A 15207-nucleotide genomic window follows, 5' to 3' on the forward strand; every position below is an offset into this window, starting at 1 on the left:
GCACCCCACAGAATTTACTCAGTTAGCGCTTCCTGAGGCTTGGGTAAGAAAGGCTCTAAGCCTTGCTCCTGTGCCCACCTTCTTCCCAGCTCGTAGGCAGCTTTGGCTGTGCTGAGGTTCTTCTCTATGAGTTCCAGCTTCTTTTTGAACTTTCTCTCCAGTGCCGAGTCAAGGGATGCGGTACCACCAGAGGCTACAAACTTCTTCAGAAACCTTGATTTTATACCATGCTCTATGGCTTCCAGCCCCACGCACCCAACAGCACCAAAGAGCGCACCTATCATAGCCATGTTGGTAGAAAGCTCAGTGCCAGCTATATCAATGGCAAACTTGGTGGCAGAGAAGTTAAGGACCTTGACATTTAAAGACTCAAGAAACTCCTTGTCCTCGTCGGTAAGCAGGTCCTCTTCCGAATTGATGATGATAAGCCCGTTTTTCTTTATACCCGAGTAAAAGGGCATGGTGTAGGACTTGCCCATAGTGATGACCTGAGGGTGGAAGACCATTATCACATCGGGGTAGACCACCTCGCCTCTGTCGTATATAGGCTCTATACCTATACGCGCGTAGCTCTCCGCAGGTGCCATCCTCTTTTCCGCGCCAAAAAAGGGGTTGGAAACGGCATAATAGCCCTCGTAGTCCGCTGCGGTGGCTATGATGTGCGCAGCGGTAACTGCACCCTGACCGCCTAAAGCAGGCATCCTTATGTTCACCCTTCTCCTTTTCATAGCAGTCCTTCCTCCTTCACTCTGTTTATGACTTCCTCAGCCTGAGGCGTCATGTACTCAAAGAAGGAAAATCTCTCTTTGTCCCTTTGTCTCATCTCGTCAAGACCGTCGTCGGAGTTGAGACCTATCTCCAGTATGCATGGAGTGTAGAGGTGCACATAGGTAGGTCCTACTTCCCGCGCTACATATATAGCCTTCTTTATAACACTCTCTACTCTCTTGGGGGAAGACACGGTGAGCCTTGCCACATAGTGACATCCTGAGTCTATGGCTATCTGCCACATGGGTACTTTATCCCACTGCTTGCCCTTGGGTGCCATTTTAAACACATGTCCCTTGACCGTCATACCGCTCTCCTGCCCGCCTGTGTTGGCATAAACCTCGTTGTCAAAGCATATGGTGGTGATCTTCTCCTGCCTGAAGAAAGACTGGAGTGTGCAGTCAAGACCTATATCAACTATTGCACCATCACCTGCCAGCACCACCACATCCTTTACCTTGTCTGGGAATCTCCACTCCAGCACTCTCTTTATGCCAGAAGCTACCGCATTCTGGTTTCCAAACAGGGAGTGGACCGTGTGGAGCGCTATGTGTGGGAAAACCAGAGATGTGCATCCTGTGGAGTTGACTATTATGGTATCTTCTGGATTGGGCAGGGAGGCAAGTATGTACCTGAGAGCCATAGACTCGGGACATCCCGCGCACAGGGAGTGCTCTTCTATGAGCTCTTTAGTGTAGGGAAGGTCCATCACGCCCCTCTTGGGATTACCCCAGGTGGCTCTTTCTTCAAGGTCCACTATCTCCTTTGGTATAAACTCTCTAAGAGCTTCGTTTATCTCGTATATTTTATATGACATGCTTGACCTCCTTTCCGGTAAGTTTTAGCACCTCTCTCACTATGACTTCTGCAGGCATGGTCATACCGCCAGCAACTCTGGGAGCACCTATGATCTCTGCGCTGGAGTGTCCGTATAGGTATCTTCTGACTTCCCTTTCAAGCCAGCCTACCACATTAAACTCAGGAACGAATATGTACTTGGCACCTTTTGTTGCCTCTCTTAATTCCTCAATGGGGAAGGGTCTTATAGTTTTGAGCTTGACCACCCTTGCAGAAATACCTTCATCTTCCAACATTCTTACCGCTTCCTTTGCTTGTGCGGATGCTGTACCGCAGGCAACAAAGACCAGGTCTGCCTCCGGATCCCCGAAATGCTCTATGAGACCTCTAAGATAGTGTTTGGCGTATGGTCTTGACCTTTCTATGGCAGCGCGCACTTCCCACTGCCAACTGGCGTGGGTTGCGTAAGATATGTAGTTGGACTTCATGACAAAGGGGTCTCTGAGGAACCTGCCGGGTGGGACTTCTGCATCTATTACGGGCATAGGTGCCCTGTAGGGGTTGTAAGGTGGCAGAGCTATGTCATCCGGTGGTAGCATTACCGTCTCTCTGGTGTGAGATACAAAAAATCCGTCCACCACAGTTATAACAGGCACGTGCACATCAGGCTGCTCCGCCACTACAAAGCCTGCCAGTATCATGTCAAAGAGGTCCTGGGCAGTTTCTGCATACCATATCATGCAACCTGTGTCCAGCAGGAAGGAGACCTCCAGGTTATCCGGCTGTATAGATAAAGGTGCGTTTACGCCTCTTGCCATAAGCACCAGCTGGACTGGTATGCGTGTACCAGCCCACATGGGGAAGTTTTCCATAGCCCTGAGGGTTCCAGGTCCTGAGGTGGTGGTTATGGTCCTTGCTCCAGCCAAAGCGCACCCTGCAATTTCCGACATGACACCAAACTCGGACTCACCTCTGAAGTAAACGCCCACATAGCCCTCTACCCAAAGCTCACCGATGAGGTGTGCAGCCTCCGACTGAGGAGTTATAGGATAGGATACGGAAGCATCAACGGAAGCCCTTTTTACCGCCTCCTTTACCGCTTCCGAGCCCGTCATAAAGTGCTTGGTCCTTGGAGCTTCAAAGAGAAGGTAATCTGGTGAGACAACTTTTTGTCCTGCCCTGTTATATAAAATGCTTTCTGTTGCTTGCATATTACACCTCCTTACAAAGGGTTTTCTTAAATTTACTTAAAAAGTATGCCAGTGGCATGATGTTGGTCATTTACCCAGATCCCTCTTCACTTCTTCTGCTATCTTTATGAACTTCTCCATCTCCTCCAAATGCTGATCCCTCAAAGTTATCATAGCATCCTCGTGTCCCGCCATACCGCACATGGCTATGGTAAAGCAGTCCGTCTCCGCTCTTATTATCTTGAGCGCCACATTGGCATAGTGGCAGTGAACTCCCACAAAGATGCATGCCTTTATCTTGTTGTGCCATATAGTGAGGTTGGGATGATTAGGGTTTATCTCCACTGCTGGGTTTATCTTGGGATACTTGGGTCTGTAATCGTACATGGGGATAATTTTTGCTCCGAGAACTTCAGCCATCTTTCTCACCAGCTTGGCTTTCTCCTTAGCCTCTTCGTTCCACGCATAGAGCACCTGAGGACCAGGAAAGATGGTAGGATTTTGTCTTGTGAGCATTGCCTTTGCCGCTTCCCTCATAGCTATATCTTCATCCACTATCTCGTTAAACATGAGAGCCTTACCTGGAGGTGGGTTTAAAACCCCTTCATAGACAGCTACAGGGTAGGGTGAAAAACCGCTTGGTCCAAGCGTTGCCATAATAAACCTCCTTTAAAAAGTTTTACTTTTCCGCATGCACTTCTGGCATGATCATGTGAATGGCATTGCGCTTAAGAAGATTTACACAAACATAGACACACAAAGCGCAGCCTTTGCATCTGTCTTGGATGACATACGCGTGATGTTCTTCATCCGTGTACATGAGAGTGTTGGGCTCTGGACAGAACAGTGTACACTGCTTGCAGTTGTACTTACTGCACTCGTCGTTTATCACCTCCGCCACATAGTACATGCCTTGCCTCCTAAAAAGGAATTTATCGGAGTTTATTAAGTTAAAGTTCTTGCAAAAAATGTCAAGCTGTTTTATATTCTTTTAACCTAAGAGTATGAGTATTCCACTGCTTCTTCTGATCCTTCTTCTGCAGATAGTCTATGCTCAGGAAGTATGTTCCAAAGAGGAAGCCTTAAGTAGGTTTAAAGAGGTTCTTACTAAATATTATCTGTGGAAGGATAGAGTGGACGGTGTAGAGTGGGGAAGTCTTGACGAGGCTATCACATATCTGAGAAAAAAGGGGGACAGATGGACTGCCATAACAAAGCTTGAGGAGGACAGGCTCTGGTATTCAAAAGCCAAGATGTTGGGCGTAGGAATTAGATGGGACGACGATGGGCAGATAAGGCGTGTTTTCAGAGGATCTCCTGCAGAGAAGTCTGGACTGAAGGAAGGAGACATAATAATTTCCGTCAACGGAGTAGAAGATAAAGAGCTTTGGAGTCAGACTATAAGGAGTGTGCCAGTAGGAAACATAATAAACATGGTTGTAAAGAGGGGGGAAAACACTATAAACTTTCGCATAATAAAAGGGGAATTTACCGTACCACCTATTGAAGATGTACGGGTGATCCTATTGGATCACAAAAGGATAGGCTACATTGCTATGACAAACTTTACTAATCCTGCTATTGAGGACTTCAAGAAGACTTTAGAGTTTTTAAACTCCCAAAAGGTGGATGCCCTCTTGCTGGACCTTAGAAACAACGGCGGGGGACTTATCTCCGTTGCTAAAGCTATAGCAGACATGTTAATAAGGGGGGAGGGTGTCATGTTTTACTTAGAATCAAGGAGCGGTGGACCAAGCATATACGAGTTTAAAAGTGGTGAGCCTCTCTTCAAAAAACCCATACTTGTCTTTGTAAATCGTTGGACCGCTTCAGCAGCTGAGCTTTTAACTGTGCTGCTTAGGACTTATGCCAAAGCAGTTGTGGCAGGTGAGTTAACGGTGGGCAAGTATGTAGGTAGCAATATGTATCAACTGGACAGCTGCGGTAATGTTCTCAGATTGGTGACCTTTGAAATGAAACTTCCCAACGGGAGAAGCATAACAGATGATATGGGTATTCTCCCAGACTGCGTCATAAAAGCTAACGGTGATGATGGGCTCAGCATGGCTCTTGACTGTCTGATGCAGAAGGTATTCCAAGAACCTTCTGTAGCTCAGCCTTAATTTCTTCTTTACTCCTCTGTGTATTTATTATCAGAGCCTTTTCGGGAGGTTCAAAAATCTCCTTCTGCTTTAAATAAACGCTAAAGTCAGCGTCCGATATGTCCTCTCTGCTATGTAGTCTTCTCTCTATCTCTTCTTCCTGAGCCTCTGCCATTAAAAATAAAACTTTATCAAAATACTCCTCTACCATCTTCCTCTGCCACTTCTTAAGAAAGGTTGCATCCAACACAACATCCTTCCCGGCGGCATGAGCCTTCTTTGCTCTCTCTATCATCTCCTGATAAACCCTCTTTGTCCACTCTTCCGAGTATATGCTCTCACCAAAACCTACCCTTACACGCTCTTCTTGCTTTAAACCTGCCAGCTCCTTCCTTATAACGTCGCTTCTTATCCACTCAAAACCAAAATCTTGGTGGAGTATGCTGGCTATAAAGGACTTGCCACTCCCAGAAAATCCCATAACCACCACTATCATCTTACACCAAGGAGTTTAAGAAGCTCAGGATTGTATCCCTCTATGATTTTGTATTCTTTTAGCACTATGTTATAAGGTGTTGACCTAACGCCGAGTTTTTGCGCTATGTTTATATGTTCGTATACTAATGGACACTCCTTTACCTTAGGTGGATTGCCATCCAACTTGCCCGATAGCACCTCATCAAGGGCTTTTAGCTTATTCTTTGAGCATGCTATATAAAAGGCTTTGGGATAGCTTTCGGGAGCTGTTTTGAAGGGAAACAGGAATACATAAATCTTGATCCTATTAAGGTGGGGTTTTAGCTCCTCCCACTCTTTCCTACAATGAGGACAGTCTGGATTTATAAAGGTTATGAGCTTATTATTTCCATTTCCCACAACTATGGCTTTACTTAAGGGTATTTCTTTCACCTGCTCCCTTACAAATTCCGAGTATAAGTCTCCTCCAAAGGCAGGTATTAAAAGCAAAAATACCAATACAAGCATAAGCATAGGTTTATTTTAGCATACTTACCACACTTTTATAGGTAGGTCCTTTAGCCTCCTGTTTTCGTAAGGTTTTATCAGTTTAAGGAAGACAAGAGCCGTCATGTAGGCGTCTTCTAAGGCCGAGTGATGAGAGCTGGAAGGAAGGTCAAAAAGTGAGAGCATCTCGTCTAAGGAGATGTGCTTTTCGCTCTTGTAAAGATCAAGCACATCAAGAGAGTAAGGGACAAAGGGAACACTACAGAAGCTCTTTAAGAGTTTTTTAAGCATCACCAGGTCTATGTAAAAGAAGTAGCCTACCAACAAACTTCCCCTTGAAAACTCCAAAAACTCTTTACTTACCTCCTCCCGCTCTTTGGCAATGTCAAGGTCAGATGGAGTTATGCCGTGTACCTCTATGGATGACCTCTTGGGTGGTGTTTGGGGTTTTATAAGCCGATAAAAGCTCTGACTAAGATCAATGCATAGGTCCTTTACTTTCAAAGCTCCTATAGCTATAGGTTCATCCTTCTTTAGGTCAAGTCCAGTAGTTTCCGTATCGCATACTACAAAGGTGGTATCTTTAATCTTTGCCTTGATATCCACATCCCAATTACACGCATAAAACTTTTCCCCGTGTATATTTTTGTAAGCATGCCTTATACACCTGTTTAAAAAGTCCGGATAGTAAAACATCACATGAAGTATCTCAGCTGGTATCTGTGGCGAAGAAGGTTCTGAAGCTCCTCTACTATCCCAAAAACATCCTTTAGTACAGATCTTTCAGCTCTTGAGAGAGCCTGAGGGTTTATGTAGTTGGTGGGTTCTTTGCCCTTTATAATCTCCTGAGCTTGGAACCTGAGGCGCAATCCCATTAAAAACTTGTAAGCATCCTCAAGGTCTCTTGAAAATCTTTCAGAGATAACACCTTCAGAAGAAAGCTCTCTTATCCTCTCAAAAGTGTTGGTGAGCCTTATTTTGTGTTCAAGAGCCAAAACTCTTACACCTTGCACTATGGGAAGTACTCCTCCAGCTTTTATGTCAAACTCGCCTTTATGTTCTCCAGACTTTTCTACGACAAAACCCCTAAAAAAGCCCAGCGGTACCCTAAATCTCGCCGCCTGACTTGCCAAAAAGGCAAGAAAGACGGGGTTATCGCTCACTTTTTTAAGCACATGCTCACGTAGCTCTTCCACAAGGGATTGGGACCCAAAAACGCCTCTGAAATCAAAGAATATGGATACATTAAGTGTGTGCTGACCTTTCGGATTTTCTATCCACATATCCACCTGTTTAATCCACTCCTCTAAGCTCTTTCTCCATACAGGGTTTGAGAGCATAACACCACCCGGACAGGGAGGAAAACCTATCTTGAGAAGGTTTTTTGTGTATCTACCTGAGAATTCCTCAAAGTACTTTTTGGCAGATATATCCAGCATAGGTCTGTCTTCATATATAAGGGCATTGTCCTGATCAGTTTTGAGGCTTTGTTCCTTCCTCCCTTCACTTCCAAGCACAAGTATGCCAAAAGCTGTAGGTGGTTCGGCTCCCATCTCCTTTATGGTAAGAAACACTACTCTCTGCATGATTTTGTCGTTTATCTCGGATATATACCTGCCTACCAACTCTGGGTCCGCACCTTCTGTTATGTATTCAACGGCAACTTGGAATACAAGGGAGTATATGTAAGCAAGGTCTTCAATGCTTTTTGCCCTACCTATATCCTTAATCAGGAATAAAAGATTCTTACTTTCGTAAGATATTATGTCTCTGTCTTCCAGCACGCCCACTATCTTTCCCCTGTCTCTTACTGCAAGCCTTCTTATGTTATGTTTTGCCATAAGTAGGAGAGCATCAAAGAGGAGAGCGTCCGCATCTATCTCTATGAGAGGAAAAGAGGCAATATCCTTTGCCTTCCTTTGTTTTGGATCATGCCCTTCCGCCAACACTTTTCTGATTATGTCCCTCTCGGTAATTATGCCTACCGCATCACCATCACGCACAAAAGCAAAGGTGAGCCCCTCCCTGACCATTTTCAGGATCACTTCCGAAAGGCTTTCTTCGCCCTCCACAAATAGTGGAGGGGATAGCTTTATTTTTCTAACAGGTAAGTTGGCTAACCTCTCAAAGCCTATTCTGATGGTGGTTTTTTCTTTGCGTATTCTGTTGACAAGCTTGTTGGTATAAAAGTTTCTAAGGTCCTCATAATCCTTTACCAACCTTAAAAAGATGGGTTTGGGAATCATGAAAAGTATGGTATCTTCTGTCGCTACCGCAGTTGAGGAAGAAGTTGTATTTCCCAGAAGGGAAATATATCCAAAACTGTCTCCTTCGTGGAGGTAATCCACATTCTGCCTGTCTCTCTTTAATACAACAGCACCTTTTCTTATCACATACAGAAACTCAAGAGGGGGACTACCTTCCGTAAAGATGGTCTCACCTTTAGAGTAGTATCTTACAAGCAGATTGGAACTGATGCGCTTTATCTCCTCCTCTGGGAGCCTATCAAAGGGATAGGTCTCTTTTAAAAACCTCTCAGGGTCAAGCATATCTTAAAAAAATAAAGCCCGCCGGAAGGCGAGCCTTTTTGTTCATTCCGCACCTATACCCAAGTAAGTCCTCACCTTTTCTTCTTCGTACTTTTTCTCCGCGCTTTCTTCTTTGGTAAGCAGGGAAACCAATATACCTACTAAGAAGGAGGCGCTCATGGACACCAGAGCAGGATTCTTCCAAGGAAATACGGGAGCTGAATTTTTAAGAATATCCACCCATACCGTAGGGCTGAGTATTATGAGAATCACAGCTAAGAAAGTTCCGGTCAGTATGCTGGCAACTGCGCCAGCTGTGGTGTACTTCTTCCAGAATATGGACATAACTAAGGATGGGAAGTTAGCACTCGCTGCTATGGCAAAGGCAAGACCCACCATAAAGGCTACATTTTGCCCCTTGAAGAGTATGCCAAGGATGATGGCGAGAATACCCAGCACAAGGGTTGCGACTCTGGCAACTTTGACCTCTTCCTCCTCCGAGGAATGGCCTCCCCTTACCACATTGACATATAGGTCATGGGAGAGAGTTGATGCTCCCGCCAATGTAAGACCTGCAACCACCGCCAGTATGGTGGCAAAGGCAACCGCCGCAATAAACCCCAAGAATACCGTTCCCCCCACAGCCTCCGCCAGCAGTGGTGCTGCCATGTTTCCACCTTTATCTATCTTGGATATGACCTCCTGCCCCACCATTGCCGCAGCACCAAAGCCTATTATGAAGGTGAGTATATAAAAATATCCTATAAAACCTGTAGCATAGAAGACGGATTTCCTCGCCTCCTTTGCATCCGGAACGGTATAAAACCTCATGAGTATGTGGGGCAGTCCTGCTGTGCCGAACATGAGGGCAATACCCAGAGAAACAGCATCCCACGGATTTGCCACGAGTCCACCTGGCATGAGCATCTTATCTCCGTAGTTTTGCACCACCTTTGAAAAGAGCGCAGTAGGGCTAAAACCAAACTGAGCAAGAGCAAGAAGAGCAAGAAGAGTTGCACCACCCAGAAGCAACACCGCTTTTATAATTTGAACCCAAGTGGTGGCAAGCATACCCCCAAACAGCACATAGGCTATCATAATAGTACCCACTATGACCACCGCCACTTCGTACGGAAGTCCAAACATCAGTTTTATGAGGCTACCAGAACCCACCATCTGAGCTATCAGGTAGAGTATGACGGTGGACAGAGCCCCCAGAGATGCAGAAATTCTGACAGGTTTCTGAGATAGTCTGTAAGCTACTACATCCGCAAAGGTGTATTTACCGAGGTTCCTCAGCTGTTCCGCTATAAGAAACATAACTATAGGCCAGCCTACCAGAAAGCCTATGGAGTATATGAGTCCGTCATAGCCTTTTAGAGCTACCAGTCCAGCTATCCCCAAAAAGGATGCAGCGCTCATGTAATCGCCAGATATAGCAAGCCCGTTTTGAAGACCGGAGATACTCCTTCCCGCTGCGTAAAACTCGGTGGTAGTTCTCGTTCTCTTTGCCGCCCAGTAAGTTATACCCAGCGTTATCAGCACGAAAAGGAAGAAAAAGAATATAGCTACCAAGTTAGGTTGTCCAAGGGTTGTCTGCTGCATGGCTTACCTCCTGAGCCTGTCTTTTATTTCCTCAACAGCTCTGTCGTAAAAACCGTTTGCCCAGTAAACATACACACCTGTAAGTATCCAGGAAATAACTATTATGGCTATCCCTATGGGTATTCCAACGGTTAAACCTTCGCCTATTTTTTGACTAAGTATTTCTTTCTTAAAAGCTAATACGAATATAAAACCAAAGTAAATGAGGAGCTGGAGGAATGTTAAAAATCCAGCTACTCGGTTTCTCTTTGACGCTAACTCCTTAAACTCTCTTGACTCCAATATTTCCTTCATGTTCCACCTCCTTTTAAATTGTATGATTTATTTTATAAACTCTCTGAATTTTGTAAAGAGTATAAGATTTTTTGCATATAAATATGGTATATTCTCTGATTTTTCCAATCAATAATCCTTATTATCTCGCGCAAAAACCGTTGATAAACATCATATATTTTTGATATGAAAAGTTATACAAGGTATAGACCACTTGATGAAGAAGTTCTAAGTTATATTTTTTTATCCATGCTGGTTTATGTAAACGGCGAAGAGAAGGAGATAAGTGGGGATATGAACCTACACGAGCTTTTGGGGTACTTGGGCATAACGTACAGAGAAGTAGGTTTGGCTGTATCCGTAAACGGTGAGGTAGTTCCTAAGTCGGAGTACAAAAATAGAAGGGTCAGTGAGGGTGATAGTATTGAGATCATACACATAGTAGGTGGTGGTTGAGATAAAATTTAACTTCTTGGAGGTTTGGTATGTTTGACCTGGAAAAGTTTCTGGAAGAGGACGCTCTGGAAATAGCGGGAAGGACTTTCAAGTCAAGGCTGATAATAGGCTCTGGGAAATTTAAGAGCTTTCAGCAAAACAAGGAGGTGCTTGAGGCAAGTGGTGCAGAAATAATAACGGTAGCGGTAAGAAGGGTGAATATAACTGATCCCAATAAAGAAAACCTGCTGGACTACATAGACCCCAAGAAATATCTAATACTCCCCAACACTGCCGGATGCTACACTGCGGAAGAAGCCATAAAAACGGCTATGCTGGCAAGAGAGGCAACTGGTATAAATTGGATAAAGCTTGAAGTGATAGGAGACCAGAAAACCCTTTTGCCGGATATGGAAGAGACACTAAAGGCTGCACAGTTTTTGGTGAAGGAAGGCTTTGTAGTTCTTCCTTACATATTTGATGACCCTGTGTATGCCAAAAAGTTTGAAGATGTGGGTTGTGCTGCAGTAATGCCACTTGCTGCACCTATAGGTTCAGGCCTTGGGCTTCAAAATCCATATAACATCATGTTTATAAAAGAGTCCGTTTCTGTGCCTGTGATCGTTGATGCAGGTATAGGAAGTGCTGCGGACATACCCCCAGTTATGGAGTTGGGCGTGGATGGAGTGCTTACCAACACAGCTCTTGCGGAAGCAAAGGATCCCATAAAGATGGCTATAGCTATGAGGCACGCGGTTATAGCGGGCAGGCTCTCTTACCTTGCCGGAAGAATGCCCAAGAGAACCTATGCAGTTCCCTCCTCTCCTCTCAAAGGCGTTCCCTACAAGTCATGATAGATGTAGCGGTAGTAGGGGCAGGTATATCCGGGCTATCCATAGCCTATCACCTTAAAAAGGCTGGACTTGAGGTAAAGGTTTTTGAAAAAGAAGATGCCGTAGGTGGAAACATACAAACAGCATACATAGACGGTTATGTTTGCGAGCTTGGACCTCAGACCATTCTTGCGGACAGTAAAGTAGAAGAGTTTTTAAAAGATGCAGGTATAAAGCCCATATATGCCAATCCTTCTTCCAAAAAGAGATACATATACAGGAAGGGTAAGTTGGTGGCTCTTCCTCTATCACCCGTAGAATTTCTCTTATCACCTTTTCTGTCCCTCGGCGGAAAGCTAAGAGTCCTCAAAGAGCCTTTTGTTCCAAGGTCTCCCAAGCAGGAAGAAAGTATAGCGGAGTTTGTCAGAAGGCGTTTTGGGAGGGAGTTTTTAGATTATGTAGTAGCTCCTTTCGTGTCTGGAGTTTACGCTGGAGACCCAGAGGAGCTATCTGTTAAATACGCAGTTAGAAAGGTTTACGAGCTGGAGCAAAAGTACGGAAGCGTTATAAAGGGAGCCATAAAGCTCAAAGCTCTTGGTCCATCGGGAAAGCTCATATCCTTTGAAGGAGGAAATGCAACTCTTATAAGAAAGCTCTCTGAAAGTTTAGAGGTTCATAAAGAGAATGTGGTTCTGAGGATAAGGAGAAAGGACGATATTTTTATCCTAGATACCAAGGAGGGGAAGGTTACGGCTAAGGCGGTTGTAGTTTCTACTCCTGCCACATCTACAGGTTATCTGCTCAGGGATCTGTCTTGGAGCATATCCGAGGAGTTTGACAAAATATACTACGCTCCTGTTCTGGTGGTGCATGTGGCAGTAAAGTTTGGTGTTCTGCCAGAAGGCTTTGGTTTTTTAGTGCCAAAAAAGGAAAACAAAAGGATACTGGGGGTGATCTTTTCATCTAATCTTTTTGAAGGAAGGAGTCCAGAGGGCAAGAGTCTTATCACCGTATATATTGGTGGTGCCACAGACCCAGAAATAATAGAATACGAAGATGAAGCCATTGTAAGTGTGCTGGAGAGGGAACTAAGAGAGACCGTAGATATAAGAGACTGGGATCTTTTAAAAATAACGCGCTGGAAAAAGGGTATACCCCAATACACTGTGGGGTACGGAAGGTATCTTGAGCTGGCAAACTCCATAGAGATGGAGCAACCCGGACTTTTCTTGAGTGGCAATTATCTTTATGGTGTTTCCGTTGCAGACTGTATAAGAGTTTCACATCACATAGCAAAGAGGGTAATAGACTTTTTGGAAGTTAAGGGGCGTACTGTTGTATAATAACTACTAGGAGGTTCGGGATGCAGTTCTTTTTAGATACAGGAAATGTAGATGAAGTAAAGCAGGCTTTAGATTGGGGGATTCTTGATGGTGTGACTACCAATCCAAGTCTTATAGCCAAGACGGGAAGACCTTTTATGCAAGTGGCCAAAGAGATAGTCAAGCTGGTTGATGGACCTGTCAGCCTGGAGACAGTATCTCTTGATACAGAAGGTATGGTAAAAGAGGGAAGGATGCTGGCAGAAATTGGCGATAATGTAGTGGTAAAGATACCCATGACACCTCAAGGCATGAAAGCTGTTCAAATACTGGAATCTGAAGGTATACCCGTAAATGTAACTCTTGTCTTCTCACCTGCTCAAGCTCTTATAGCTGCAAAAGCTGGAGCCACCTTCGTATCACCTTTTATTGGTAGGATAGATGATGTATCTGGAGAGGGCATGAAGCTTATAAGGGAGGTAAAAACCATTTTTGATAATTACGACATAGATACGGAGATAATAGTGGCAAGTGTGCGCCACCCTATGCATGTGGTGGAGGCAGCTCTTATAGGAGCGGATATATGCACTATGCCCTTTGAGGTTATGAAAAAGCTCTTCAACCACCCACTTACAGATAGAGGTATAGAACTCTTTCTGAAGGATTGGGAAAAGGTGCCGGACAAACCTTTTTAAAGACGGCTACCCGTTATAAGCCTCACAATATCATTTAGTATGACAAAGGCAGACAGGGCTATTATGATGGCAAAACCCACCTTTTGCCAATTTTCTTTGAACCTTGGAGATAGCGGCTTTCTCCTGATGGATTCTATCAGAAATAGCAGAATGAGACCGCCGTCAAGCATTGGAAGAGGGATAAGGTTAAAAACAGCCAATTGAACGGATATAAAAGCCATCATGCCAAGGAAGGCAATGAGTCCCTGCTGAGCGGATTCGCCGGCAAGCTGGGCTATGGCTATAGGACCGCCAAGCGTCTTTACAGATATTCCTCCCGTTATAAGTCCCCAGACAGCCTTCAAAGATAGTACCGTCAAGTCTTTAGTTTTTTCAAGGCTTTCAAAAACAGCTTTACCAAGTGGCTCTTTTACCTTGACTACTTCTATGCGTGGTGATACACCAATGATGGGTATGCCGGTATTTTTGTCCTTTACAGGCACTACCAGCTTTTCAAAAATCTGCCCATCTCTACGGATCTTTAACCTTATCACATTCTCCTTAGCACTTTTTATGTAGTATGCTGCACTGTACCAGCTTTTGACCTTTTTGCCGTCCACTTCTAATATCTCATCCCCTTCCTTAATACCTACTTGCTCTGCAGGGCTACCCGGAAGAACTCTACCTACGATGGGCGCTATATAGGGTTCTGCACCAAAGGAACCTGCCTTAGAAAGGTCCACCTTCCCTGAGAGTATCACCCTTTGACTGTTTCTAAGAATGTCCACCTTCCACTCTTTTTTCAGTATGCTTTCAAGCACAGCTGCCTCCACATCTTTCCAAGTGCTTACCTTTTTCCCGTTTATTTCCAAAAGAAGGTCACCCTCCTGCAGTCCCAGCTTCTGGGCAGGGCTGTTTTCCACCACATACCCCACCAAAGGCTCTTTAAGTACATAGGATGGGGTAGGTCTTCCCACAACAAAAATTAGGGAAAAAACAAGGATGGCAAGGAGGAAGTTAAAAAGCGGACCTGCAAAGGCTATGAAGATCTTTTGATAGTTTTTTTTAGATGAGAAAGCGCGGGGGTCATCAACGGCATCCTCCTCACCGTAGAGCTTTACAAATCCACCCAGGGGCACTGCTGATATTCTATATTCAGTTTCCCCCCACTTTTTGCTAAGCAGTACTGGACCAAAACCTATGGAGAAGACTTCCACTCTTACACCAAAGAGCTTTGCAAACAGAAAGTGGCCAAGCTCATGAAACCACACCAGCACTCCTATTAATACAAGAAAAGCTAAAATTGTTTCCATTTTACTTCTCTCCTATAACTTTTACTATAACTTTGCGCTCTCTTGGACCGTCAAATTCCGCCAAAAATATGGACTCCCATCTGCCCAACAAAAGCTCACCGTTTTCAACTGGTATAACCCTTGAGTTTCCTATTATAGCACTCCTTATGTGTGCTGCCGAGTTGCCCTCTGAATGAGCATATGTGTGATCTTCCCAAGGGATGAGCCTTTCTAACATGTAAGCTATGTCCCTTACCACATCAGGGTCTGCACCTTCATTGATAAACACTGCTGCTGTAGTATGAGGGACATATACCACACAAAATCCGGATCTTATACCGGACTTTTTCACCTCTTCCTTTACATATGAAGTTATGTTTACTATACTTGTCCTTTTGGTTGTCCTCACGCTAAAAACACTCAT

The 15207-nt window shown here is 44.6% G+C and carries 18 protein-coding genes; 5 read left to right on the forward strand and 13 right to left on the reverse strand.

Annotation, left to right across the window (positions count from 1 at the left end):
* Positions 1–14: 14 nt before the first annotated feature.
* From HTH_RS07810 to HTH_RS07830, 5 genes are all read right to left on the reverse strand, one after another.
* Positions 15–728 (reverse strand): 2-oxoacid:acceptor oxidoreductase family protein, encoded by a 714-nt coding sequence (locus tag HTH_RS07810; protein ID WP_012964180.1) that lies wholly within the window; start codon positions 726–728, stop codon positions 15–17.
* Entirely contained in the window at positions 725–1585 is an 861-nt protein-coding gene (locus HTH_RS07815; protein ID WP_012964181.1) for a thiamine pyrophosphate-dependent enzyme, read from the reverse strand. The genes HTH_RS07810 and HTH_RS07815 overlap by 4 nt, the downstream gene beginning before the upstream one ends.
* A complete protein-coding gene (locus HTH_RS07820; protein ID WP_012964182.1) occupies positions 1575–2777 on the reverse strand; it encodes a transketolase C-terminal domain-containing protein in 1203 nt (400 codons plus the stop codon). Before HTH_RS07820 ends, HTH_RS07815 begins: the two co-directional genes overlap by 11 nt.
* A gap of 66 nt (positions 2778–2843) precedes the next feature.
* Positions 2844–3413, reverse strand: coding sequence for a carbon monoxide dehydrogenase beta subunit family protein (locus HTH_RS07825; RefSeq protein ID WP_012964183.1), 570 nt, complete (start codon positions 3411–3413; stop codon positions 2844–2846).
* Positions 3414–3435: 22 nt separating this feature from the next.
* Positions 3436–3666: a 4Fe-4S dicluster-binding protein gene (locus HTH_RS07830; protein ID WP_012964184.1), complete on the reverse strand. Its 231-nt coding sequence runs from the start codon at positions 3664–3666 to the stop codon at positions 3436–3438.
* Positions 3667–3760: 94 nt separating this feature from the next.
* Between HTH_RS07830 and HTH_RS07835 the strand changes: the two genes are divergently transcribed.
* The gene (locus tag HTH_RS07835; protein WP_012964185.1) at positions 3761–4879 is read left to right on the forward strand and encodes a S41 family peptidase; all 1119 of its coding nucleotides are present in this window, start codon (positions 3761–3763) and stop codon (positions 4877–4879) included.
* Here the strand turns inward: HTH_RS07835 and HTH_RS07840 are convergent.
* Genes HTH_RS07840 through HTH_RS07865 form a run of 6 tightly spaced genes read right to left on the reverse strand, consistent with a single transcriptional unit; the run spans position 4815 to position 10248 of the window.
* On the reverse strand, positions 4815–5354 hold the full coding sequence (locus HTH_RS07840; protein ID WP_012964186.1) for an AAA family ATPase: 540 nt from the start codon (positions 5352–5354) through the stop codon (positions 4815–4817). The two genes, HTH_RS07835 and HTH_RS07840, sit on opposite strands and share 65 nt — an antisense overlap.
* Positions 5351–5848 carry a DsbC family protein gene (locus HTH_RS07845; RefSeq protein ID WP_012964187.1) on the reverse strand — a complete coding sequence of 166 codons (498 nt, stop codon included), beginning with the start codon at positions 5846–5848 and terminating at the stop codon, positions 5351–5353. Before HTH_RS07845 ends, HTH_RS07840 begins: the two co-directional genes overlap by 4 nt.
* 18 nt (positions 5849–5866) lie before the next feature.
* Positions 5867–6517 (reverse strand): 3'-5' exonuclease, encoded by a 651-nt coding sequence (locus HTH_RS07850; RefSeq protein ID WP_012964188.1) that lies wholly within the window; start codon positions 6515–6517, stop codon positions 5867–5869.
* Positions 6517–8370, reverse strand: a complete 1854-nt coding sequence (locus HTH_RS07855) for a putative nucleotidyltransferase substrate binding domain-containing protein (protein ID WP_012964189.1) — start codon at positions 8368–8370, stop codon at positions 6517–6519. The genes HTH_RS07850 and HTH_RS07855 overlap by 1 nt, the downstream gene beginning before the upstream one ends.
* Positions 8371–8412: 42 nt before the next feature.
* Positions 8413–9954: a cation/acetate symporter ActP gene (gene actP, locus HTH_RS07860; protein ID WP_012964190.1), complete on the reverse strand. Its 1542-nt coding sequence runs from the start codon at positions 9952–9954 to the stop codon at positions 8413–8415.
* Between the two features lie 3 nt (positions 9955–9957).
* The gene (locus HTH_RS07865; protein WP_012964191.1) at positions 9958–10248 is read right to left on the reverse strand and encodes a DUF485 domain-containing protein; all 291 of its coding nucleotides are present in this window, start codon (positions 10246–10248) and stop codon (positions 9958–9960) included.
* A gap of 165 nt (positions 10249–10413) precedes the next feature.
* Between HTH_RS07865 and thiS the strand changes: the two genes are divergently transcribed.
* From thiS to fsa, 4 genes are read left to right on the forward strand one after another with little or no spacing between them, the layout of a single operon-like run.
* Positions 10414–10683: a sulfur carrier protein ThiS gene (gene thiS, locus HTH_RS07870; protein ID WP_014462645.1), complete on the forward strand. Its 270-nt coding sequence runs from the start codon at positions 10414–10416 to the stop codon at positions 10681–10683.
* A gap of 29 nt (positions 10684–10712) precedes the next feature.
* Positions 10713–11516, forward strand: coding sequence for a thiazole synthase (locus HTH_RS07875; protein ID WP_012964193.1), 804 nt, complete (start codon positions 10713–10715; stop codon positions 11514–11516).
* Entirely contained in the window at positions 11513–12838 is a 1326-nt protein-coding gene (hemG, locus tag HTH_RS07880) for a protoporphyrinogen oxidase (RefSeq protein ID WP_012964194.1), read from the forward strand. Before HTH_RS07875 ends, hemG begins: the two co-directional genes overlap by 4 nt.
* 20 nt (positions 12839–12858) lie before the next feature.
* Positions 12859–13512 carry a fructose-6-phosphate aldolase gene (fsa, locus tag HTH_RS07885; protein ID WP_012964195.1) on the forward strand — a complete coding sequence of 218 codons (654 nt, stop codon included), beginning with the start codon at positions 12859–12861 and terminating at the stop codon, positions 13510–13512.
* Here the strand turns inward: fsa and rseP are convergent.
* Together rseP and HTH_RS07895 are read right to left on the reverse strand one after the other, a co-directional pair.
* Complete coding sequence (gene rseP, locus HTH_RS07890) at positions 13509–14804, reverse strand: RIP metalloprotease RseP (RefSeq protein WP_012964196.1); 1296 nt, start codon at positions 14802–14804, stop codon at positions 13509–13511. The two genes, fsa and rseP, sit on opposite strands and share 4 nt — an antisense overlap.
* 1 nt (position 14805) lies before the next feature.
* Entirely contained in the window at positions 14806–15207 is a 402-nt protein-coding gene (locus tag HTH_RS07895) for a secondary thiamine-phosphate synthase enzyme YjbQ (protein WP_012964197.1), read from the reverse strand.

Source organism: Hydrogenobacter thermophilus TK-6, assembly GCF_000010785.1.
Lineage (GTDB): Bacteria > Aquificota > Aquificia > Aquificales > Aquificaceae > Hydrogenobacter > Hydrogenobacter thermophilus.

Bases quoted from the DNA above. Each gene is read 5' to 3' on its own strand.
- rseP (WP_012964196.1), bottom strand. From the start codon at position 14,804: ATGGAAACAATTTTAGCTTTTCTTGTATTAATAGGAGTGCTGGTGTGG.
- HTH_RS07835 (WP_012964185.1), top strand. From the start codon at position 3,761: ATGAGTATTCCACTGCTTCTTCTGATCCTTCTTCTGCAGATAGTCTAT.
- HTH_RS07810 (WP_012964180.1), bottom strand. From the start codon at position 728: ATGAAAAGGAGAAGGGTGAACATAAGGATGCCTGCTTTAGGCGGTCAG.
- hemG (WP_012964194.1), top strand. From the start codon at position 11,513: ATGATAGATGTAGCGGTAGTAGGGGCAGGTATATCCGGGCTATCCATA.
- HTH_RS07855 (WP_012964189.1), bottom strand. From the start codon at position 8,370: ATGCTTGACCCTGAGAGGTTTTTAAAAGAGACCTATCCCTTTGATAGG.
- HTH_RS07895 (WP_012964197.1), bottom strand. From the start codon at position 15,207: ATGAGTGTTTTTAGCGTGAGGACAACCAAAAGGACAAGTATAGTAAAC.
- HTH_RS07850 (WP_012964188.1), bottom strand. From the start codon at position 6,517: ATGTTTTACTATCCGGACTTTTTAAACAGGTGTATAAGGCATGCTTAC.
- actP (WP_012964190.1), bottom strand. From the start codon at position 9,954: ATGCAGCAGACAACCCTTGGACAACCTAACTTGGTAGCTATATTCTTT.
- HTH_RS07840 (WP_012964186.1), bottom strand. From the start codon at position 5,354: ATGATAGTGGTGGTTATGGGATTTTCTGGGAGTGGCAAGTCCTTTATA.
- fsa (WP_012964195.1), top strand. From the start codon at position 12,859: ATGCAGTTCTTTTTAGATACAGGAAATGTAGATGAAGTAAAGCAGGCT.
- HTH_RS07820 (WP_012964182.1), bottom strand. From the start codon at position 2,777: ATGCAAGCAACAGAAAGCATTTTATATAACAGGGCAGGACAAAAAGTT.
- HTH_RS07875 (WP_012964193.1), top strand. From the start codon at position 10,713: ATGTTTGACCTGGAAAAGTTTCTGGAAGAGGACGCTCTGGAAATAGCG.
- HTH_RS07845 (WP_012964187.1), bottom strand. From the start codon at position 5,848: ATGCTTATGCTTGTATTGGTATTTTTGCTTTTAATACCTGCCTTTGGA.
- HTH_RS07865 (WP_012964191.1), bottom strand. From the start codon at position 10,248: ATGAAGGAAATATTGGAGTCAAGAGAGTTTAAGGAGTTAGCGTCAAAG.
- HTH_RS07815 (WP_012964181.1), bottom strand. From the start codon at position 1,585: ATGTCATATAAAATATACGAGATAAACGAAGCTCTTAGAGAGTTTATA.
- HTH_RS07825 (WP_012964183.1), bottom strand. From the start codon at position 3,413: ATGGCAACGCTTGGACCAAGCGGTTTTTCACCCTACCCTGTAGCTGTC.
- HTH_RS07830 (WP_012964184.1), bottom strand. From the start codon at position 3,666: ATGTACTATGTGGCGGAGGTGATAAACGACGAGTGCAGTAAGTACAAC.
- thiS (WP_014462645.1), top strand. From the start codon at position 10,414: ATGAAAAGTTATACAAGGTATAGACCACTTGATGAAGAAGTTCTAAGT.